Annotated in this window: 17 protein-coding genes and 1 pseudogene; 16 read left to right on the forward strand and 2 right to left on the reverse strand. The window is 58.6% G+C overall.

The window, feature by feature from the left end; translation table 11 throughout:
- Positions 1–170 precede the first annotated feature (170 nt).
- From AC1AWD_RS02655 to AC1AWD_RS02705, 11 genes are all read left to right on the forward strand, one after another.
- The gene (locus AC1AWD_RS02655; protein WP_476563489.1) at positions 171–1,064 is read left to right on the forward strand and encodes a TrmH family RNA methyltransferase; all 894 of its coding nucleotides are present in this window, start codon (positions 171–173) and stop codon (positions 1,062–1,064) included.
- Positions 1,065–1,129: 65 nt separating this feature from the next.
- Positions 1,130–2,197, forward strand: a complete 1,068-nt coding sequence (pheS, locus tag AC1AWD_RS02660) for a phenylalanine--tRNA ligase subunit alpha (protein ID WP_476563490.1) — start codon at positions 1,130–1,132, stop codon at positions 2,195–2,197.
- Positions 2,198–2,204: 7 nt separating this feature from the next.
- Positions 2,205–4,814: a phenylalanine--tRNA ligase subunit beta gene (pheT, locus tag AC1AWD_RS02665; RefSeq protein ID WP_476563491.1), complete on the forward strand. Its 2,610-nt coding sequence runs from the start codon at positions 2,205–2,207 to the stop codon at positions 4,812–4,814.
- A gap of 153 nt (positions 4,815–4,967) precedes the next feature.
- Entirely contained in the window at positions 4,968–5,621 is a 654-nt protein-coding gene (locus tag AC1AWD_RS02670; protein WP_476564554.1) for a hypothetical protein, read from the forward strand.
- 170 nt (positions 5,622–5,791) lie between these two features.
- Entirely contained in the window at positions 5,792–6,886 is a 1,095-nt protein-coding gene (gene argC, locus AC1AWD_RS02675) for an N-acetyl-gamma-glutamyl-phosphate reductase (RefSeq protein ID WP_476563492.1), read from the forward strand.
- On the forward strand, positions 6,883–8,052 hold the full coding sequence (gene argJ / locus AC1AWD_RS02680; RefSeq protein ID WP_476563493.1) for a bifunctional glutamate N-acetyltransferase/amino-acid acetyltransferase ArgJ: 1,170 nt from the start codon (positions 6,883–6,885) through the stop codon (positions 8,050–8,052). The genes argC and argJ overlap by 4 nt, the downstream gene beginning before the upstream one ends.
- Positions 8,053–8,057: 5 nt before the next feature.
- A complete protein-coding gene (gene argB, locus AC1AWD_RS02685; RefSeq protein WP_476563494.1) occupies positions 8,058–9,011 on the forward strand; it encodes an acetylglutamate kinase in 954 nt (317 codons plus the stop codon).
- Positions 9,001–10,296: an acetylornithine transaminase gene (locus tag AC1AWD_RS02690; protein ID WP_476563495.1), complete on the forward strand. Its 1,296-nt coding sequence runs from the start codon at positions 9,001–9,003 to the stop codon at positions 10,294–10,296. The genes argB and AC1AWD_RS02690 overlap by 11 nt, the downstream gene beginning before the upstream one ends.
- Before the next feature lie 38 nt (positions 10,297–10,334).
- A complete protein-coding gene (gene argF, locus AC1AWD_RS02695; protein WP_476563496.1) occupies positions 10,335–11,300 on the forward strand; it encodes an ornithine carbamoyltransferase in 966 nt (321 codons plus the stop codon).
- Position 11,301: 1 nt separating this feature from the next.
- Positions 11,302–11,853, forward strand: coding sequence for an arginine repressor (locus tag AC1AWD_RS02700; protein WP_476563497.1), 552 nt, complete (start codon positions 11,302–11,304; stop codon positions 11,851–11,853).
- A gap of 92 nt (positions 11,854–11,945) precedes the next feature.
- Positions 11,946–13,184: an argininosuccinate synthase gene (locus AC1AWD_RS02705; RefSeq protein WP_476563498.1), complete on the forward strand. Its 1,239-nt coding sequence runs from the start codon at positions 11,946–11,948 to the stop codon at positions 13,182–13,184.
- Between the two features lie 267 nt (positions 13,185–13,451).
- On the opposite strand, the gene AC1AWD_RS02710 is transcribed toward AC1AWD_RS02705, so the two are convergent.
- A complete protein-coding gene (locus tag AC1AWD_RS02710; protein ID WP_476563499.1) occupies positions 13,452–15,122 on the reverse strand; it encodes an MFS transporter in 1,671 nt (556 codons plus the stop codon).
- 193 nt (positions 15,123–15,315) lie between these two features.
- On the opposite strand from AC1AWD_RS02710, the gene AC1AWD_RS02715 reads away from it, so the two are divergent.
- The 4 genes from AC1AWD_RS02715 to AC1AWD_RS02730 all read left to right on the forward strand — a co-directional run bounded on the left by AC1AWD_RS02715 (position 15,316) and on the right by AC1AWD_RS02730 (position 18,985).
- The gene (locus tag AC1AWD_RS02715) at positions 15,316–15,909 is read left to right on the forward strand and encodes a TetR/AcrR family transcriptional regulator (protein WP_476563500.1); all 594 of its coding nucleotides are present in this window, start codon (positions 15,316–15,318) and stop codon (positions 15,907–15,909) included.
- A 44-nt stretch (positions 15,910–15,953) separates the two neighbouring features.
- Complete coding sequence (gene argH / locus AC1AWD_RS02720) at positions 15,954–17,450, forward strand: argininosuccinate lyase (RefSeq protein WP_476563501.1); 1,497 nt, start codon at positions 15,954–15,956, stop codon at positions 17,448–17,450.
- Between the two features lie 91 nt (positions 17,451–17,541).
- The gene (locus AC1AWD_RS02725; RefSeq protein WP_476563502.1) at positions 17,542–18,105 is read left to right on the forward strand and encodes an HD domain-containing protein; all 564 of its coding nucleotides are present in this window, start codon (positions 17,542–17,544) and stop codon (positions 18,103–18,105) included.
- A 115-nt stretch (positions 18,106–18,220) separates the two neighbouring features.
- Positions 18,221–18,985 (forward strand): putative ABC transporter permease, encoded by a 765-nt coding sequence (locus AC1AWD_RS02730; RefSeq protein ID WP_476563503.1) that lies wholly within the window; start codon positions 18,221–18,223, stop codon positions 18,983–18,985.
- Between the two features lie 40 nt (positions 18,986–19,025).
- On the opposite strand, the pseudogene AC1AWD_RS02735 reads toward AC1AWD_RS02730, so the two are convergent.
- Positions 19,026–20,726 (reverse strand): annotated as a pseudogene (locus tag AC1AWD_RS02735) (DUF975 family protein); the annotation flags it as partial.
- A 138-nt stretch (positions 20,727–20,864) separates the two neighbouring features.
- Between AC1AWD_RS02735 and tyrS the strand changes: the two are divergent.
- Positions 20,865–22,187, forward strand: a complete 1,323-nt coding sequence (gene tyrS, locus AC1AWD_RS02740; protein WP_476563504.1) for a tyrosine--tRNA ligase — start codon at positions 20,865–20,867, stop codon at positions 22,185–22,187.
- Positions 22,188–22,236 lie beyond the last annotated feature (49 nt).

Consider the following 22,236-nt stretch of genomic DNA (forward strand, 5'->3'; position numbering starts at 1 on the left):
TCGGGCCATGATCGAAGCGGCGCGGCCCCTATCCATGTTGATGATAAGAATGCGAGTCTGAAGCTTGTGGAGGAATGCCCTCAAAGAATCCCGATATGAAACTGGAAACTTTCTTGAAGACCGTTGTGCATTGGGCCGATGACGACCGGGCGGTGTTAGGCTACTGACTTATGCCTATCCAATCGACAGTCTTAGCCAATCCGAAGGCCGAACGCATTCGGCGTGCGGCGGATCTTGCATCACGCAAGGCGCGCGAACGCTCCGGACGTTTCCTCATCGAAGGGCCGCAATCAGTGCGCGAAGCCCTCACGTGGCATCCTGATATCGTAAGCGATCTGTATGTCGCCGTCGCCGACCGTTCCGATGACGCCCCATTCATCAACGCCGTCGTCGCGCAGCTCGCCGGCAAGGCCATGCAATCCGGCATCTATGTGCATAAGGCCACCGCCGACGTCATCGCGAAAATCAGCACTGATGCGCAAGGTGTCGTCGCCGTCGGCGACATCGAAACACTGCGTCGTGATATGAGCGACGAGACTTCCGACATCACTTCCGACCGTGATGATGAGCAGGCAATCAGCGTCGCCGCATTCTGGCAGGTGCGAGACCCCGGCAATGCAGGCACCGTCATTCGATCGGCGGATGCCGCCGGCTGCGACGCCGTCGTTTTCGTGGACGACTGCGTCGACGTCCTGAATCCCAAGGTCATCCGCTCCACCGCGGGCTCCCTGTTCCATTTGCCTGTTATCAGCATGGATACGGACGAATTCTTCGCCTGGGCCAAAAACCGCCAGTGCGACGTTTACGCCGCCGACGTATACGGCACGGAAACACGCCAGCCGGAAAGCCTGCCTGACGTGCTGGCCGACGATGAGGCGCTGCGCAAAGGACGCATTGTGCTCTTTGGCAATGAGGCGCGCGGTCTGCCTGCCGAAATCTTGGACAAAACCAATCGAATCGTCTCCATTCCGATTTATGGCAAAGCCGAATCACTTAACCTTGGCACCAGCGCGGCTATCATGCTGCTCAGCATGGCCATGTCTAGTCATATTGGGAGAATGTGAAACCGGTAAACGTTGGAATTACGCGATTTCACGCGTCAGCCAAACGGAAACAGGAAAGGTATCTCGTGGCAGAAGGTACGGTATTCGACGCCGAAGCAGTGACCGCTGCGGTCGCTGAAGGCATCGCGAAAATCGAAAACGCCTCCAGCATGGAGGAATTGAAAGCCATTAAAACGCAATACGCCGGCGCGGATTCCGCGATGACGCAGGCCAGCAAGGCCATCGGCGCGCTCGCCCCCGACCTCAAGAAGGAAGTCGGAAAGCTTATGGGCAAGCTGCGTGCCGATTTCGGTCGTGCATACGGCACCAAGGAAGCGCAGGTCAAGGAAGCGGAAGAAGCGCGCGCATTGGCCGCCGAAACCGTTGACATGACGCTTCCGGTTCGCCGCAAGCCGCTTGGTGCACGCCATCCGCTGTCCAAGGTGATGGAAAACGTCGAAGACTTCTTCATTTCGATGGGCTGGCAGATTTCCGACGGTCCCGAAGTGGAAACCGAATGGTACAACTTCGATGCGTTGAACTTCGGCCCCGACCATCCGGCACGCCAGATGCAGGATACCTTCTACGTCAAGGGCAATCAGGCCAAGGATGCTGCGGGCTTTGTCGGCTCCAACATGGTGGTGCGTACCCAGACCTCGTCCGATCAGGTGCGTGCGTTGATCACCCGCGGCGTGCCGCTGTATATCGCATGTCCGGGTCGAGTGTTCCGCACCGATGAACTTGATGCCACCCATACGCCGGTGTTCCATCAGGTCGAGGCGCTTGCGGTCGACAAGCATCTGACCATGGCCGATTTGAAGGGTGTGCTCGACAAGCTTGCCGTCGCCATGTTCGGTCCGGAAGCCAAGAGCCGTCTGCGCCCCAGCTACTTCCCGTTCACCGAGCCGAGCGCCGAGCTCGACCTGTGGTTCCCCGACAAGAAGGGCGGTCCTGGTTGGATCGAATGGGGCGGCTGCGGCATGGTCAACCCGAATGTGCTGAAGTCCGCCGGCCTTGACCCGGAAGTGTACACCGGCTTCGCATTCGGTGTCGGGGTGGAACGCACGCTGCTGCTGCGCCATGACATCAACGACATGCACGACCTGGTCGAAGGCGACGTGCGATTCAGCGAACAGTTTGTGATGGGGGAGTGATTGACCCATGCCAATGGTAGATATTGACTGGCTCAAGGACCATGTCGAGGTTCCTGAAGGCCTGACTTATGAACAGCTTGCCAAGGATTTGGTGAAGGTCGGCCTCGAGGAGGAAGAGATCCACACCTCCCAGGTGACCGGTCCGATCGTCGTCGGCTACGTCGTCGACGCCACGCCGGAACCGCAGAAGAACGGCAAGATCATCAACTGGTGCCATGTCGATGTCGGCGACGAATACAATGAGGTCGACGAAAACGGCAATAAGGTGCCTCGCGGCATCATCTGCGGCGCGCCGAACATGGCCGCCGGTGAGAAGGTCGTCGTGACCTTGCCGGGCGCCGTGTTGCCGGGCGATTTCAAGATCGAACCGCGCAAGACCTACGGTCACATCTCCAATGGCATGTGCGCTTCCGAACGTGAACTGGGCTTGGGTGACAGCCATGACGGCATCATCCTGCTGCGTGAATACGGCTTCACCCCGGAGGAATACGTTGCGCTGAAACCGGGTCAGGATGCCATGCACCTGCTGCATTTGGATGAGCCGCTGCTGGAAATCAACATCACTCCGGACCGCGGCTATGCGTTCTCCTACCGTGGTGTGTGCCGTGAATACCATCATTCGACCGGCGCCGCATTCACCGACCCGGTGCCCGGACTAAATGAGAAAGCTCCGGTCATCGAAAGCGCGGCCGGCGCTCAGGGCGATATCGAAGTGATCATCGAAGACGACAATCCGATTCATGGCGTCATCGGCTGCGATCGCTACTATGCGCGTGCAGTGCGTGGCTTCGACCCGTCGGCGAAGACCCCGAATTGGATGCGCCGCCGTCTGATCCGTGCCGGCATGCGTTCGCTGTCTCTGGCCGTTGATGTGACCAATTACGTGATGATGGATCTCGGCCAGCCGATGCATGCCTATGATCTCGACAAGATCGAAGGTCCGATCGTGGTCCGTCGTGCCCACGAGGGCGAGACGCTGACCACGTTGGACGGCAAGAATCATGAGCTGAACGTCGAAGATCTGCTGATCACTGATTCCCCGAACGGTGAGCGAGGCTCCCGCGTCATCGGTATCGCCGGTGTCATGGGCGGCCTGTACGGCGAAGTCACTGCAGAAACACGTAACATTCTGCTTGAATCCGCGCATTTCGATCAGGTTTCCATCGCACGTTCCGCACGTCGTCACAAGATTCCGTCCGAAGCGTCCCGTCGTTTCGAGCGTGGCGTTGACAATCAGCTGCAGCCGGCGGCCGCACAAATGGCTGCTGACCTGCTGGTCAAGTACGGCAACGGCGAGCCTTCCTTCACGCCGACCGATGTGAACAACACCGTGGCTCGTCGTCCGATTCATTTCAAAGGCAGCGAAGTGGCTCGCGTTGCGGGTCTTGATACGGATCTGAACCGTATCAACGAGATTCTGACGGATATCGGCTGCTCTGTGGCCGGTGGCGGCAACGGTGAGTTCTCCGTCACGGCGCCGACGTGGCGTCCTGACCTGAACGAGCCGTGCGACTTGGTCGAAGAAGTGGCTCGTCTGGTTGGCTACGACGAGATCCCGACCACCGTGCCGGCCGCTCCGACCGAAGGCATGGTCGGTTTGACCCCCGATCAGCTGCGCAAGCGTCGTGTCGCCGACGAGTTGGCTGAATACGGTTTGGTGGAAACGCTGAGCTATCCGTTCGTCGGTGACGAGGATTATCGCAATTTTGCGTATGATCCGGAAGCCACGAAGCGTGTCAGCGTGGAAATCGCCAATCCGTTGGCCGGCGACCGTCCGTTCCTGCGTCGTTCCATTCTGCCGACTTTGGCGCAGACCGTGCAGCGCAACCTGCGCCGCGGTATGGAAAACGTGTCGCTGTACGAGCTTGGCCACGTCTATCTGTGGGATCCTGAATCCCCGGCCATTCCGGCATTGCCGGGCGGCGTGCGTCCGACCGACGAACAGCTCGCCGCGCTGGACGCGGGTCTTCCGGAACAGCCGCTGCATGTTGCGGGCATCCTGACCGGCAATGCCGTTGACAGCGGCTGGATGGGTGAGCGTCGTGCCGTTGACTGGAGCGACGCCGTCGAAGCAGTTCGTCGTGTGGCCGAACGTTTGGGTGCGGACATCGAGCTTGACCAGCCTGCTGCCGAAGATGTTCCGGCGCAGTGGCATCCGGGACGCGCGGCCCGTGTTATGGCGGCGGGCGTGTTCGTCGGCATGGTTGGCGAACTGCATCCGCACGTCAATGAAGCATTGGGCTTCCCCGCACACAGCGCCGCTTTCGAACTGAATCTGACCGCACTGTTCGCCACCCTGTCCGGCAAACCGGTTCAGGCCCGTCCGATTTCCACCTTCCCGCCCGTCAAGCAGGATCTGGCGTTCACCGTCACCGATGGCGTCACCGCTCAGGAGCTGCAGCAGGTAATCGTGGACGCCGCGGGCGATGCCCTTGAAAGCATCGAATTGTTCGATGTGTTCACCGGTGAGCAGCTTGGAGAAGGGCTGAAGTCCCTTGCCTTCGCCGTCACCTTCCGTTCGCCGGATAAGACGCTGTCCGGAGAAGACAGCGAAGCGATTCGCCAGCGCATCGTCGACCAAGCGGCCGAACGTCTTAACGCGCAGCTGCGCGCCTGACGCCGGTCAACTCGACTGATAAGGAAAAATATTATGAATGAGCCGAAGCAGTATCAGCAGAACGCCTCGCAGCAAACCGAGCAAGGAGCTGATGCCGCTCCGGCTCGTTTCAATTCCGAACAGGGTGGGCGGACCGGTACGCCTCAGCCGACAATGCCGGAATATGGACAGCACGACACCTTGGAATATGGCGCACGGTCAAGCCAGTATCCTGTCGGATATGATCCGTACAAGTATGGTCGGCCCGAAGAGCCCCAGACTTCGACGACCAGCGAACAACCGAACAATAATCCGGCTATGCCGCAGTATGCTCAACCTCAAGGTGGGGCGTACGGTCAGCCATATGGCGGTCCGTATGTCGGTCAGAACGGTCCGCAGAATCCGTACGGTCAACAACCGTATGGCCAGCCGTCTTACGGTGCTCAGCCGTCACAGCGCCAGCAGCCGCACAATCCTGCGAACGGACCGGTCGTCTTCGGCCCGCAAGGTCCCATCGATCTTGACGACCCCGCACAAAATCCGATGTATGGACACTGGGATTCCTACGGGATTTTGTCATTCATCTTTGCGCTGTTCCTGCCTGTTCCCGTATTGCCGGCATTGTTCGGTGCGGTATCGCTGTGGCGCATCAAGGTTTTTCATATGAAAGGCCGCGGATTGGCCATTGCGGCAATCATCATCAACATCCTGTACACCATCGCGATCATCTGGATGATGGTGAACGGCGTATCCACATCGGATCTGGTGTTCGATACGGTGCAGACTCTGCAAGGCGGAACCCCGTCGGATTCGTCAATCAGCGCATAGCTGAATAGACGTAACGCCATATGCATAGGTCTGCCGCTGCTCAGGCCTGTGTGATGCTTATGTCCATTTTTGACATTGCATAGTTATGCAATGTATTGCATATCATGTATACTTCAAATGGTTCTTGAAGCGCATGATGGTCATGCGCCGAAATCAGGAAGAGGCATGAGATGGCCAAATACACGGTAGCCGTGGCAGGTGCGACCGGGTATGCGGGGGGAGAAGCGCTCCGCATACTCGCCGCCCATCCAGACTTCGAGGTGACCTGCGTGGCAGGCCATTCCTCAGTGGGGGAGAAGCTGGGCAAGCATATGCCGCATATTCCGCAGCTCGCCGATATGGTGGTGGAAGACACTACTGCGGAAACGCTGAACGGACACGACGTTATTATCTTGGCATTGCCGCACGGTGCATCCGGCGCTTTGGCCGCGCAATTGGACGACGACGCCATCGTGGTGGATCTTGGCGCAGACCATCGCTTGGAAGAACAGTCCGCGTGGGACGAATTCTATGGCGGCGACTTCTATCCGCATTGGACGTACGGCATGCCGGAGCTTATCGTCGGGAAGAACGCCGACGGCGAATACATTCGTCAGCGTGAGGCTTTGCCCGGCGCCAAGCGCATTGCCGGGCCGGGATGCAATGTCACGGCAACGACGCTGGCGATGCAGCCGGCGGTGGCCGAGGGACTGATCGAACCGACCGATATCGTGGCCGATCTGGTTGTCGGATATTCGGGTGCGGGCAAGAATCTGAAACGCGCCAACCTGCTGGCTGCGGAGGCGCTTGGCTCCGCTGTGCCGTATTCGGTCGGCGGCACGCATCGCCATATTCCGGAAATCCTGCAGAATTTCGCTCATGCGGCAGGTCTTGAAGCCGCTGAAGCTTCACGTTTCACGATGGGCTTCACTCCGATTCTGGCTCCTATGGCCCGTGGCATCCTTGCTTGCGTGTCTGCCAAGATGACCGACAAGGCCTTGGCGATGAGCGATGAGGATATTCATTCGGTATGGGAAAAGGCATACGCAGGCCAGGACTTCATGGTCGTGCTTCCTGCCGGAACGCTGCCTGCGACAGCCAATATCATCGGATCGAATGCGGCACATCTGCAGGTGGTCGTGGACCACAAGGCCGGCCGTCTGCTGGCGTTCGCCGCAATCGACAATCTGAACCGTGGCACGGCAGGCCAGGCAGTGCAGTCGTTGAATATTGCGTTGGGACTTCCCGAAGATGCGGGATTGACGAAGATTGGAGTGGCGCCGTGAGCGTAACGTTTGCACAAGGATTCTCGGCTGCTGGTGTTGCCGCCGGCATTTCCGCCGTTGAAGACAAGAAGGATTTGGCGCTGGTCGTCAATAATGGTCCTCTTGACGTGGTCGCCGGAGTGTTCACTTCCAATCGTTTTTGCGCGGCTCCTGTGCAGTGGAGCCGTAAGGCGGTGGCCGACGGCCATGCCAAGGCTGTTATTTTGAATTCCGGCGGTGCCAATGCATGTACCGGCCGTGCGGGTTACGCGCAGTCTGAAGCAACGGCCCAGGCCGTGGCCGGTCTGCTGGGCGTCGACGAGCAGTCGGTTGCCGTGTGCTCCACAGGTCTGATCGGCGAGTTGCTGCCGCTTGACAATGTGCTGGCAGGAGCGAAAGCCGCATATGATGCGCTGAGCGACGGTGAACAGGCCGGTGTCGATGCGTCTTACGCCATTATGACCACGGACACCAAGCCGAAGACGGTTGCTCTTGAAGGCAATGGCTACCGTATCGGCGGTATGGTGAAGGGGTCCGGCATGATCGCCCCGCAGTTGGCCACCATGTTGTGCGTCATCACTACGGATGCCGTGGTGAGCGCCGGCCAGATTCAGGCCGCTTTGGCCAACGGCACGGAAATGTCGTTCAACCGAATCGATGTGGACGGCTGCATGTCCACCAATGACACTGTGCTGCTGATGGCTTCCGGTGCCTCCGGAGTGGAACCGGACCCTGACGAATTCAATGCGTTTGTGCAGAAGGCCTGCGCCAGCCTCGCACGTCAGATTATCGGTGACGGCGAAGGCTCGAGCCATGACGTGCGCATCACTGTTACAGGTGCCACCACCGAAGCCGCCGCATTGGCTTGCGGCCGTGCCATCGCCGCTTCGAATCTGCTCAAGTGCGCCATTTCCGGAAACGATCCGAATTGGGGGCGCATCGTCAGCTCGCTGGGCACCGTTGACGAGACCGTTGCCCCTTACGATCCGAACGATGTGACCGTCGACGTGAACGGTGTGCGTATTTGCGACGGAGGCAAGCCTGGACGCGATCGCAGTGAAGTCGACATGACGCCGCGTGAGGTCGGCATCGATGTCGACCTTCATGCGGGTGATGCGGAGGCGACGGTGTGGACCGATGATCTGACGCATGAATATGTGCATATTAATGCTGATTACGAAAGCTGAGTGGAATGGCTGAATTGAAGGGTCCTGGCTACCATCTGGATGTACATACCGATTTGAGGGCCGATCAGAAGGCGGAAGTGCTTATTGAAGCACTTCCGTGGCTGGAGCAGTTTGCAGGCCAGCGCATCGTCATCAAATACGGCGGCAACGCGATGGTCGATGAGCGTCTGAAGCAGTGCTTCGCCGAAGACATGGTGTTCCTGCGCCAGGTCGGTCTGCATCCGGTGGTCGTGCATGGCGGTGGTCCGCAGATTTCCCACATGCTGAAGGCTTTGGGCATTAAGTCCGAGTTCAAAGGCGGATTGCGCGTCACCACGCCGGAAGCCATGGACGTGGTTCGTATGGTGCTGACCGGCAAGGTATCCCGTGAACTGGTTGGCCTGATCAATGCACACGGCCCGTTCGCGGTCGGTTTGTCCGGTGAGGATGGCGCATTGTTCTCCGCAATGCAGCGTCGACCGATTATCGACGGCAAGCCGACCGATATCGGTTTGGTGGGCGACGTCGTCAGCGTCGATGCGTCCGCCGTCGAGGATCTGATCAGCGCCGGACGCATTCCCGTTGTGTCCTCCGTGGCGCCGAACGAGGAAGACGCCACCGAGGTGCTGAACGTCAACGCTGATTCGGCAGCGGCAGCTCTTGCCGCCGCTCTTGGCGCCAGCAAACTGATCGTGCTGACTGATATCGAAGGTTTGTACGCCGATTGGCCGGATCGTAATTCCCTGATCGGCCGCATCGGCGTGGAAGCGCTGAGGGAAATGCTGCCTGATCTGGAAACCGGCATGCGCCCCAAGATGGAGGCCTGCGTACGCGCCCTTGACGGTGGCGTGCCTCAGGCGCATATCATCGACGGCCGCAAGCCGCATTCCATTCTGAACGAGATTTTCACCACCGCCGGTATCGGCACCATGGTGGTGCCCGAAGACGGTATTGAAATGAGGAGTTCGTATGAGCGCTGAAAAACTGGAAAACTTGGGTCCGGAGGATTCCAAGTGGCTGGGGGAGTACTCCCAGGTGCATATGAATGTGTTCGGTACGCCGCTACGCGTCATGGATCACGGCCAAGGATGCCGTATTTGGGACGTCGACGGTAACGAATACCTCGATTTCCTTGCCGGAATCGCGGTGAACTCCATTGGTTATGCGCATCCGGATTGGGTGAAGGCGGTAAGTGAGCAGGCTGCGAAAGTCGCCCATGTGAGCAATTATTTCGCCTCCGAGCCGCAAATCGAACTGGCCGCCAAGCTGATCGAATTGTCCGGCGCTCCGGAAGGCTCCCGCGTGTACTTCGGCAACTCCGGAGCCGAAGGCAATGAGGCCGCTCTGAAGCTTGCCAAGCTGTACGGCCGCACGCTTGACGGCGCCAGTCCGTCGATGGGTGGCAAGCCCGCGCGGATCATCGCGCTGACGCACGGCTTCCATGGCCGTACCATGGGTGCGCTGTCGGCCACATGGAAACCGGCGATCCGTATGAAGTTCGAGCCGCTTGTACCGAATATCGAATTCGTGGAAGCAGGGGACTCCGAGGCCCTGTTCGACGCCTTCGCGCAGACCGGTCAGGGACCTTACGGCAAAGGCCCGGTCGCCGCGGTCATTATGGAACTCATCCAGGGTGAAGCCGGCGTGCAGCCGGTCGGCGCCGAATTCGTGCGACAAGCGCGTCATATGTGCGATGTGAACAATGCGCTGCTCATCTTCGATGAAGTGCAGACAGGCATGGGCCGTACCGGTAAATGGTTTGCCTTTCAGCGTGAAGATCTGTCCGGTGGCGTGACTCCGGATATCGTCACTTTCGCCAAGGGCGTCGCTGGCGGCTTCCCGATGGGCGGCATGATTTCCTTCGGCGCTGGACTTTCCGCACTGTATACGCCGGGCTCGCATGGTTCGACCTTCGCCGGCAATCCGTTGGGCGCTGTTGCCGGCATGGCCACCATCGGCGTGATTGAACGCGAGAATTTGGTTGCCAACGCCGAAGCCCGAGGCCAGCAGCTGCGTGATGGCATCATGGCATTGAACAAGCCGCTGTTCAAGTCCGTGCGTGGCCGTGGTCTGCTGGACGCCATCGAGCTGAGCCATCCATGTGCGCATGCCGCAATGGAATGGGCTCTGGAACACGGTCTGATCGTCAATGCCGTGGCCCCGAGTGCGCTGCGCATCGCGCCGCCGCTGAACGTCACCGAACAGGACGTCTCCGATGCCATCGCAATTCTTGCCGGCATCCCCGAAGACCTGAAGAATGACTGATCCCGACGACTGAATTTTTGTTTGATAAAGGAGACACTATGGCCGGACAACTGCGTCACATGTTGCGCGACGATGATGTGAACCACGAGGAACAGAAGCAGATTCTCGAACTCGGCATGAAGTTCCGCGAAAACCGCTTCTATCACCAGCCCTTCGCAGGCCCGCAGGGTGTTGCAGTGATTTTCGACAAGCCGAGCACCCGTACCCGTTCCAGTTTTTCCATCGGTGTGGCTGAACTGGGTGGCTATCCGCTGGTTATCGATAAGTCCGGCTCCCAGTTGGGCCGTGGCGAACCGGTCGCGGACACCGCGCGTGTGTTGACCCGTATGGCCTATGGCATCGTATGGCGTACCTTCGGCCAGGATCGTGTCGAGGAAATGGCGAAGTATTCCACCGTGCCGGTAGTTAATGCGCTGACCGATGAATTCCATCCTTGCCAGATTCTGGCCGACTTCCTGACGATCGCGCAGTTCCGCGGCGGCGTCGACGCTCTGAAGGGCATGACCATCGCCTATCTGGGTGATGCGGCGAACAACATGTCCAACTCGTATCTGCTCGGTGGTGCCGTTGCCGGCATGCATGTGCGCGTGGCAGGCCCGAACGGTTATCTGCCCGATCCGGCCATTGTCGCCGACGCCGAGGCGATCGCCTCCGAGAACGGCGGGTCCATTCTGGTCACCACCGACCCGAAGGAAGCCGTCGCCGGTGCCGACTGCGTGTTCACCGACACGTGGGTCTCGATGGGCGAGGAAGCCGAATATGCCATTCGTTCTAAGCCGTTCTGGCCGTATCAGGTCAATGACGAATTGATGGCGCTGGCCAAGCCGGATGCGTTGTTCCAACATTGCCTGCCCGCATACCGTGGCAAGGAGGTCACCTCTTCGGTGATTGATGGTCCGCAGTCCGTGGTGTGGGATGAAGCGGAGAACCGTCTGCATGCGCAGAAGGCGCTGCTGACTTGGCTGATTGGCCAGCAGCGTGGCGATGAAAGCTTGCTGGTCTGACATGACGGATGTGTTTGACGCTTCGTCATCATTGCAAAGGCCGTCCACAAGGGCGGCCAGGCTTAGCGCCGTCGAACAGGCGCTGTTGACACATGTCATCACCTCGCAATCGCAATTGTCCGAGATTCTTTCTTCGCAAGGCATTGAGGTGACGCAGGCGACGTTGAGTCGTGACCTGGATGAGCTTCGCGCGGCGAAAACCCGCTTGGCGGATGGCACGTTGGCATATGCGGTAGGGGCTTCGGAGGGAGCCCACGCCGCATCGCATCCCGCAGCGGCTTCGATGCCGATGGACGGGACGGGCAAGGCCGAGCAACAGATATCGCGTGTGCTGTCCGGTCTTATGACGTCAGTGGCATTCGCCCGCAATCTCATCGTCGTACATACGCCGTCCGGCGCCGCGCAATATGTGGGCAGCGTTATCGATAAGCAGCCAATCGAAGGCGTGTTGGGGACTATCGCCGGCGATGATACGGTGATGATCATTTGCGCTGATGATGATACGGCGAAGTCGCGTTCTGAATGGCTTTTGCGATTGGTGACAAAAGAATAGACGCATATGCGACACGCTGCGCTGATATAAATGCATAAATATACATAGATCTGCATATACTGATGAATATCAGACTTGAAGAAAGGTTGACCATGAGCGAAAAGAATCGTATCGTTCTGGCGTATTCCGGTGGTTTGGACACTTCGGTGGCCATCCCGTACCTGAAGGATCGCACCGGCAAGGACGTTGTTGCAGTGTCCCTTGATGTTGGACAGGGCGGCGAAAGCCTGGAGACCATCAAGCAGCGCGCACTGGACTGCGGTGCCGTCGAGGCCTATGTGGTGGACGCCCGCGACGAATTCGCAGATGAATACTGCATGATGGCATTGAAGGCGAACGCCATGTACGAAGGCGTGTATCCGCTGGTTTCCGCCATCTCTCGCCCGTTGATCACCAAGCATCTTGTGCGCGCCGCACACCAGTTCGGTGCTGACACGATTGCGCATGGCTGCACTGGCAAGGGCAACGATCAGGTTCGTTTCGAAGTGTCCATCCAGTCCATCGACCCGAATCTGAAGGCCATCAGCCCGATTCGCGATCTGTCGCTGACCCGCGACGTGGAAATCGCCTATGCGAACGAGCATAAGCTGCCGATCGTCCAGACTGAGAAGAGCCCGTTCTCCATCGACCAGAACGTGTGGGGGCGCGCCATCGAAACCGGTTTCCTTGAGGATCCGTGGAATGCTCCGACCAAGGATTGCTACTCTTACACCGACGATCCGGCCTTCCCGCCGGTCGAAGATGAGGTCATCATCGAATTCAAGCAGGGCGTGCCGGTTCGTATCGACGGCCGTGATGTGACCCCGCTGCAGGCCATCGAAGAAATGAACCGTCGTGCCGGCGCTCAAGGCATTGGTCGTGTCGACTTGATTGAAGATCGTCTGGTTGGCATCAAGTCCCGTGAGTTGTATGAGGCTCCGGGCGCCATCGCGCTGATTGCCGCCCACCAGGAGCTGGAAAACTTCTGCTTGGAGCGTGAGCAGCATCGCATCAAGCGTGATATCGACAAGCGTTGGGCCGAGCTGGTCTACGATGCGCAGTGGTTCTCTCCGGCCGTCAAGTCCCTCAATGCCTTCATCGAAGACACCCAGCAGTATGTGTCCGGTGAAATCCGCATGGTGCTGCACGGTGGCCGCGCAGTCGTGGTCGGACGTCGTTCCGAGTCCTCGCTGTACGACTACAACCTTGCCACTTATGATTCCGGCGATGCATTCGACCAGAACGCTTCCAACGGCTTCATCGAAATCTACGGCCTGCCGAGCAAGGTCGCGGCCGCTCGCGACGTCAAGTTCGGCAACGCCATCGAAGTGCCGGACAACACCGTCGAGTAATAACGGCAGTTATCGCATAAACATTCAACGCTTTGTCCCAATAAAGCGCGTCGGGGTGTGACGAGTACTCGTCGCACCCCATTTTTGTCGGTATGGATTTTGTTGGTACGGATTCTGTCGGTGCACACACATGCCCCGACAAACATTACCTTCGCATTTCTCTGTATACAGCGGTTTTGTATGCAGAGGGTTTGCGTACAACGGTTTGTGGAGTCTGTTTTTTACGCTCTCCGCAAACCGTTGCTAAGGAGCGGGGATTCGAAAGACCTATGCGTGATGATCCTGTTCCGTGTGTACATGCTTGGTGTACCGGGCGACGATGCACGCTCCGACGAATCCCAGTGCCAGCATGACGACGGCGATGCCGACGGTCCATCTCGAGGCGTCGGAGAATCCCGCGGCCAGTGCGCTGACCAATTCGTCCGGTACTTGGCCGTTGCGCATGGCACCGATTGCGCTTCCGGCGGATGACGAAACCGCCGTCGCCAATGAATCAACGCTGTCTGACGGCAGCTGTAGTGTTTCAAGACGCTTCGGCAGCGCGACATTGGCGGCAATGGCCAGGACGGTTCCCGAAATGGCCGCACCAAGAGCGGACCCCAGCTGACGAACCGTGGACTGCGTGGCCGATGCTTCTCCGGACTGTCGAATCGGCACGTCGGACAGAATGATGCTGGTCAACTGCGCGGAAGCCAATCCCAAACCGACTCCGTAGATAATCAGCGTGGTGACCATTAGCGGCATGTTCACATGAGATTGCAGCAGCGGTATCGCTGCGATTGCGCCGACGATTTCCAACAGCAATCCGACCAGCACGGTATTGCTGATGCCGAGGCGCGCCGCAAGAAAACGCGCGGAGCCGCCGGAAATAAGAGCACCGATCGCCATGGCCGCCAGAATCAGTCCCGCCGTGAACGAGGAAAGGTCTGCGGCGTTGACCATGAACAGAGGCAGGGCGAAAATCAAAGCGAACTGCCCGGCCGCCACGGCCGTAGCGGTGAGATTGCCCCATGCGAATGTGGGAATGCGGAACAGGGTGACATCCAACATCGGCGTTTTGCCGGATGCGATGCGATGCGATTCGTGCGCTGCAAATGCGATGGCGCAAACAATGCCGGCGGCGATTGCCAGCGGAGCGGCCGACGGCCAAGACGTCGGCCATGCCAGGCCGGCGATGGCAAACGTGGTCTTCTGTGTCCACCATCCCAGGCTTTCACCTTCGATAAGGCCGAACATCAGCAGGGCCGAAGCCGCAACGGAAAGAAGCGCACCGAGAACATCGCCGCGGGTGCGCTGTGCGGTTGCGTCCGCAGCGCTATGAGTGCGCCGCGTTTCCGGAACGAAACGCAGGCCGGCAAGGAATACAAGCAGTCCCAACGGCAAGCTGATCAGGAAGATCCAATGCCAGGAAGCGTATGTGGTCAGCACGCCGCCCAGCAATGGCCCGACTGCCGCGGCGCCCGACATCACCGCGCCCCACACGCCGAAGGCGGCTGCTCGATCTTTGCCGCGGAAGGAAGCGGAAATGGTGGACAATGTCGATGGCATGATCATTGCTGCGCCGACGCCTTGAACAGCGCGTGCGGCGAGCAGCATTCCGGCGGTGGTCGATGCCGCGGCGAGCGTCGAGCCGAAGGCGAATATGATGATTCCGCTTTCGAAAAAGCGTTTGCGGCCGCGCACATCACCCGAATGGCCGAAGGGGAGCAGCAATGCCGCGAGAACGATGTTGTACAGCGTGTTCACCCACTGCGCGTCGGTCAGATCGATGCCGAGGCTGTCGATAATGGCGGGCAGGGAAACGTTGACGATGGAGCTGTCGATGATGATCAAGGCAAGGCCGGCCGCAAGCATCCACAATGCACCCCATGGCGCTTTGCCGTTGCTTATGGTATTGTGCCCAAGTTCGTTTCCGATGGGCTGCGTGACTTCTGGCATAAGCAGACACTCCGTTTCTGGCGTGGCGGCGTTCTCTGAATTGCCGTGAGCCTGCCGCGGTGGCGCCGGGATGCCTGATTGACGTGCAACCGGTTCCCGACACGGGCCCAGCAGGTTAGAGACGCCATGTCCTTAACATATGAGACAGTGTGTCGCTATCGTTGGACATGGCGTGACAGAGGGGAGTGCAGATATGCCGAAAATCGAAGAAGCGACCGTAAAAGAGCATCGTGAACGAATCACCAACGATCTGATTGCCGCAGCCAGCGATATTCTTCGTTCGGAAGACGGCGTGTTAACCGCCGCTGCCGTCAGCAAGCGTGCAGGTATCGCCCGCAATTCGATATACCGCTATGTGTCTTCGGTGAATGAACTCAAGGGGCTGGTTATTGATCAGCATATGCCGCAGTGGACCGCCGCCCTTGAAGAATCGATGGAAGGGCTTGACGATCCGCGTGACCGCATCCACGCATGGGTTCGCATCAATCTCGAACAATCCGCCCTGCACGGGCACGGGTGGCTGATGCGGTTGATGATGCAGGATCTGTCTTCCGAACAATCGCAGGATCATCTCAAATGGATGTATCGCGCATTGGACGGCATGCTGCGCCAGCCGTGGAATGCGCTATCGCCGGAACATGCCGATATGGGAATCGCGATAACCAATAGTCTGACTTTGACCGGCATGCAATTATTGGACGCCAATCCGGAAAACCAGCGCATTGTCGACGATATGGTCAATGCCGTCGACGCCATCATGGAACGATTCGCCGCGCACGAACAATGAGACCGATTCGCTTCATGACAATGCCGGCCCGTACAGTATGACGTATGAGCAATACAGGCAACGAAGAGCAAACACAAGAACATCTCGCGCTGTGGGGAGGCCGTTTCTCCTCCGGTCCATCGCCCGAACTGGCGAAGCTGTCGAAATCCACCCAATTCGATTGGCGCTTGGCCGATGACGATATCGCCGGCTCTCGCGCGCACGCCCGCGCGTTGGGCCGCGCAGGCCTGCTGACCGACGACGAATTGCAGCGCATGGAAGATGCGCTTGACGAATTGCAGCGTCGTGTGGACAGCGGTGTCTTTGCGCCGATTGAAGACGATGAGGACGAAGCCACGGCATTGGAACGCGGCCTGCTTGAAATCGCAGGAGACGAGCTCGGCGGCAAGCTGCGCGCCGGCCGTTCCCGTAATGATCAGATCGCCGCGCTGATTCGCATGTGGTTGCGTCGTCACAGCCGCATCATCGCAGGCGAGCTGCTCGACCTCGTCGCGTCCCTGATCGTCAAATCCAAGGAAGCCGGCGACGCCGTCATGCCGGGGCGCACCCATATGCAGCACGCTCAGCCGGTGCTGCTCGCTCATCAGCTGATGGCGCACGCATGGCCGTTGCTGCGTGACGTGCAGCGTTTGACCGATTGGGATGCCCGTGTCAATGCCAGCCCGTACGGTTCCGGCGCGCTTGCCGGCAACACGCTTGGCCTCGACCCGCAGGCCGTGGCCGTCGAACTGGGCTTTTCCGACGTCACCGCCAATTCCATCGACGGTACCGCCAGCCGTGATCTGGTCGCCGAATTCGCTTTCGTCGCCGCCATGGCGGGTGTCGACATCAGTCGTCTGAGCGAAGAAATCATCATCTGGAATACTCAGGAATTCGCGTTCGTCCGCCTTGACGATGCCTATTCGACCGGTTCCTCGATTATGCCGCAGAAGAAGAATCCGGATATCGCCGAATTGGCCCGCGGCAAGTCGGGCCGTCTGATCGGCGATCTGACCGGCCTGCTGGCGACGCTTAAGGGCCTGCCCACCGCATACGCCCGTGACCTGCAGGAAGACAAGGAAGCGGTGTTCGATCAGGTCGACACTCTTGAAGTGCTGCTGCCCGCCTTCACCGGTATGATCGCCACGATGACCTTCGATTTGGATCGTCTCGAAGCCGAAGCCCCCACCGGTTTCGCGTTGGCCACCGACATCGCCGAATGGCTGGTGCGCAATGGTGTTCCGTTCCGCCACGCGCATGAGCTTTCCGGCGCCTGTGTGAAGGTCGCGGAATCCCGTTCCCAGGAATTGTGGGACCTGACCGATGAAGACTTCCGATCGGTGTTCGAAGGATTCCTGTCCGCAGACAAGGCACCGCAGGTGCGCGAGGTGCTGTCCACCAGGGGCTCTGTCGCTGCCCGTAACGGCAAGGGCGGAACCGCTCCGAACCGAGTCGCCGAACAGATCGAAGCCGCTGTGAACGAAACGGAACGTCTGCGCGCGTTCGCGACCTCCGTCAGCGACGGCTCGGCATATAAGAGCCCGGAATCGTTGCTTGCCTGATATAGGCGAAAATGATTGATTCATGCCGGTGCGCTGGCTTACAATCGAAGTCGGTGCGCCGGCATGTTCGTCGGTGGCGAATGTTGTGCGTATGGGAGGAAATGTGCTGACGAAACAGCAGATCCGTGCATTGGTCCATCATTACGGCAGTGAGGTCATCAACCATGAACGCATGCAGATTGAAAAACGTTGCTATCAACATGGTTCGGTGACTACATTCGCGCATTCCATACGCGTCGCCTGTCTGTCCGTATGGCTGGCCGATCGTCTGCGTCTGTGGAACAGGGTTGATACGAAAGCGCTGGTGCGTTCGGCCTTGTTGCATGATTATTTTCTTTACGATTGGCATGATTGGGATAACGGAGAGCATCGTCTGCACGGTTTCACGCATGGCGGCGCCGCTTTGTTGAACGCTTTGGACGATTTTGATTTGAATGACATCGAGCGCGACAGCATTTCGCGTCACATGTTCCCGCTGACGCCGCTGCCGCCTCGCTATGTTGAAGGTTATTTGGTAACCGTCGCCGACAAAATCAGCGCGACGCGTGAAACGTTGTCGTTCGACCGGTTCAATCGTCCGAATCTGAAGACGTTGGCGCGTAAGAGGCCTGTGAAAGCCACGAAATCGTCCGGCAGTGCACGGATTCATGCGTAACACGGGCGGAAGCGGACGCACACGGATGGCCAACAGGTTTGAATCTGCCGGAAGCTGTTGGATTATTTGATTTTTCGCGATATACGACATGATTGAACATTGCATACTCTGGTTTTTGCTATACGGATTTCTGGGATGGCTGTATGAGTCGATTGTGGTGTCGGTTCAACAGCGTTGCATTGTCAATCGCGGATTTTTGAACGGTCCATTGTGTCCGATCTACGGCATCGGCGCGGTTGGCTCGGTTACGGTGCTGGGCGGCATCACCGATCCTGTGGCGCTGTTCATTGCAGGCGCGCTCGGCGCCTGCGTTCTGGAATACTTCACCTCATGGCTGCTGGAGCGCCTGTTTCACGCACGTTGGTGGGATTATTCGGATATGCGTTTCAATCTCAACGGGCGTGTATGTCTGATGGGCGCGTTGGTATTCGGCGTATTTGCCATCGTGATTAATGATTTGATCCATCCTGCCGTCCAGCGTTGGACCGGTGCGATACCTGTCGTCGTATTGCACGCGATCTGCATTATCGGCATGGCGTCGATGATTGTCGATTGCGTGATCACGGCTTGCGGCATGATCGGTCTTGAAAACAATCTCGACAAGGTCCGGGATACGTTGGCGAGTTATGGCATCGCCATACGGCAGACCGTGGACGACGCTGTTCTGGATGTTGCGGTGCGATTCGGCGAATCGATGGAATCCAGCAAACGCATATCCTACGAATTCAAAGCGCGTGTCCGTGACACCGCCGCTTCGATGTTGAATCGGCAGCAGCTACGCATGATCTCGGCGTTCCCGAAACTGCGCACTGCACGCAATAAGGAGACGTTGGATCAGCTCCGGACGCTACTGCGGAAGATGGGGCGCGGTAATCGGTGACGCCGGTGCCGGTATTCGGATTCGTCATCGAATAGGCCAGGTCGATCAGGAACAGAATGGACAACGCTGTCGCGAGCAGGGTCAGTGGCATGTCGGCGACGTGGTTGAGCAGGTCGTCGACCGCGGGAGCCAGCAGATAGACGATGGCAAGGCCTCCGATGCCGAACGCCAGCAGCCCCTCCGCGCAGATCCGACCGTTGAGGTTGAGGAAATACCCTGTGTAATCCCACCATCGCCGACCGTCATGAATCAGCTCAAGGCCCCATGACGTGACGTATTCCAGTGTGCCGCAGAGCGCGATGGTGGCCAGGAACTCCAAGGTCGGTCGTTCACGAAGCCGCCTGAGCAGGATGAGGATCAACATGCCTCCAACGCCATAGATAGGCAGCCATGGGCCGTACATGGTTCCTCGATTGATGAACATGCCTTCATTGATGAAGGCGATGGCGACCTCCCAAACCCAGCCTATGAAGCCGAAAATGAAGAACATGACGACCAGATGCAGCACGGTGTAGCTCCGCGTGGCGCCCGACGCGACGTCGCCTCGTACTCGGAACGGCATGGGAACGGAGGCGAGCCGTATCGGATAGGTCCGTCCTTCGAGCATCGCACGTCCTTTCTCCGCCTGGTAGCGTTGCGCACGGTATGTTTCGTATCGTTTGATTTGTGGAGATGACACGACCATGACGCCGAAGCGCTCGGCAAGCAGACCGGCGAGACCGTCGGGCTTCTCGATCTGCGATTCCCTTGCGGCGATGATGTCGATTTGCCGGGTGACGTCGTGGTACGTCGCATCAAGCAGTGCGCGGTCGGCGTGACGGTACAGCCATTCGTCGTTCAATGCCTCGCTTCCCGGCAGACCTGTCCGTTTCGCGATGGAACGCAGACGGACATAGTACTCGGCGAAAAAGGCGGCTTGGTAGACGTTGGAATAAAGGATGCCGGACAATCCCAGCGTGACCAGGTTCAGCAGGTGCCATCCGATGAACGACATCTGTGCCAGGAACCATTCCCACTTATGGCCGTGCATCATCCGTCGGGACAGCAGGATGGCCTCTTTTGCCGAGATGCTGGGATTCTCGGCTACGATGTAGGGAACAAGCATGCAGGAGTAGGTCGCGACGACACCGCCGATCAGAGTGAGCATCCATAGCAGACGGTATGCGTTCATGGCGAGCATCACCCACGCCATGTGTGCCCACGATCCGTTGTGCAGCGGGTACAGGAACCGCGCCGCCGGCACGATGTCATAGGTGCGCCCCTCTAGAATCATTCTTCGGGAGACGATCAGATAGACCTGTCGGATGAACAGCCAAAAGGATGCATAGACGATGAAGCTTGCCGCGATCAGCGTCATCATGGCCATGCTGCGCGATCGCATGATGGATTGCAGCGTCTGTAATATCGACAGTGTGAGGCTGCCGGACGAGACGGCGTTGATCGCGGAAGCCAGCATGCCGCGGGACCGTCCCAAGGCGGAGACGTCATCGCCCTCGCGTATCGCCGATTCGTTGCGCTCCACCTGATTGCGAGCCGAGACGTCATTGTCGGATGTCATGACGTCGATGGCGATATCCATATTGACGTCGATCAATGAGGGGCCGTTCTGATAGTTGATGGCCCAGAGCGACGATCCGTATTGCACGCCAAGGAAGGAGGCGCATAGGCACACCGCAACGAGCAACCAGTAGTGCGACCGCATGTGACGTCTGGCCGTGTACTTCATGCCCTGCCTGTCCATGGTGTTTCCCTTCGTTTCGCCGTATGCTCCACTGTAGCTGTTTTTGTGCGCGATCCTTCCTGTCTGCCTGTCCTGAGAGACTTATAAGGCTGAAAAGCATAGGAAAACTCACAATTTGATAGGGGAGTGACAATAGATATGGCTCACGTCATCGACTTCAGGGAGGCCGGATTCGATTCCGTCCTCGATGAGCTGGAATGGCGCGGGTTGATTTCCCAGTCCACCGACAGGGAACGACTCGCACAAGTGCTGAACGGGGAGCCGATCACGTATTATTGCGGTTTCGACCCGACCGCCGCTTCCCTGCATATCGGCAATCTTGTACAGCTGATCAACATGCGTCACCTTCAGTCCGCCGGCCACCATCCGATCGCTTTGGTCGGTGGTGCAACCGGTCTGATCGGAGATCCTCGTCAGTCCGGCGAACGCACGCTGAACCCGAAGGATGTCGTGGCCGGTTGGGCCGAACGACTGAAGAAGCAGATCGGCGGCATTCTGGAAACCGAAGGCAGCAACCCGGTCCGTTTCGTCAGCAACTACGACTGGACCGCCGGCATGAGCGTCATCGATTTCCTGCGTGACGTCGGTAAGAACTTCCGCTTGGGAACGATGCTTTCCAAAGACACCGTCGCCCGTCGTCTGAACTCCGAGGAAGGCATCTCCTTCACCGAATTCAGCTATCAGGTGCTGCAGGGCAACGATTACCTGCATCTGTTCGATGAATACCATTGCGTGCTGCAGATCGGCGGCAGCGACCAGTGGGGCAACCTCACTTCCGGCCTTGATCTGATCCATAAGGTTCGCGGCTACGATGTCAACGTGTTCACCAGCCCGATCATCACCGACGCGCAGGGCAAGAAGTTCGGCAAGTCCGAAGGCAATGCCGTGTGGCTGGACGGCACGATGCTCAGCCCCTACAAGTTCTACCAGTTCTGGTTCAACCGTCCGGACGCGGAAATGGAGAACCTGCTCAAGGCGTTCACCTTCCTGCCGAAGGCAGAAATCGAACGTCTGATCGAGGAATCGAAGACCAATCCGGGCGCACGCGAAGCACAACGCGCATTGGCTTGGGAGATCACCAGCTTCGTGCATGGCGAGCAGGCCACCCAGCAGGCCATCGACGCCGCCGGCGCATTGTTCGGCCGCGGCGGGGACCTCGCTTCCATTGACGAAGCCACGTTGGAAGGTGCTCTGGAAGGTCTGAAAATCGATCAGGAAGACGGCTCCAAGGCTTTCGCCGAAGCCGCAGCGGGAGACCGCGTCTGCGAAGCCGGCGTGAAGGCCGGGCTGTTCAAGTCGCTTTCCGAAGCACGCAAGACCATCAAGTCCGGCGGCATGTATTTGAATAACGTGCGTGTCGAAGACGAGGAACAGCTGCTTGGCGAGGATGATTTTCTGCATGGACGCTTCGCTCTGATTCGTCGAGGCAAGAAGGCCCTCGGCGTTGTGACGAAGCACTGATCGCATATCGATTACTTGTCGCGTGGCCGTGACGATGCTCCGGCCACGC

This window comes from Bifidobacterium sp. LH_512 (assembly GCF_056356435.1).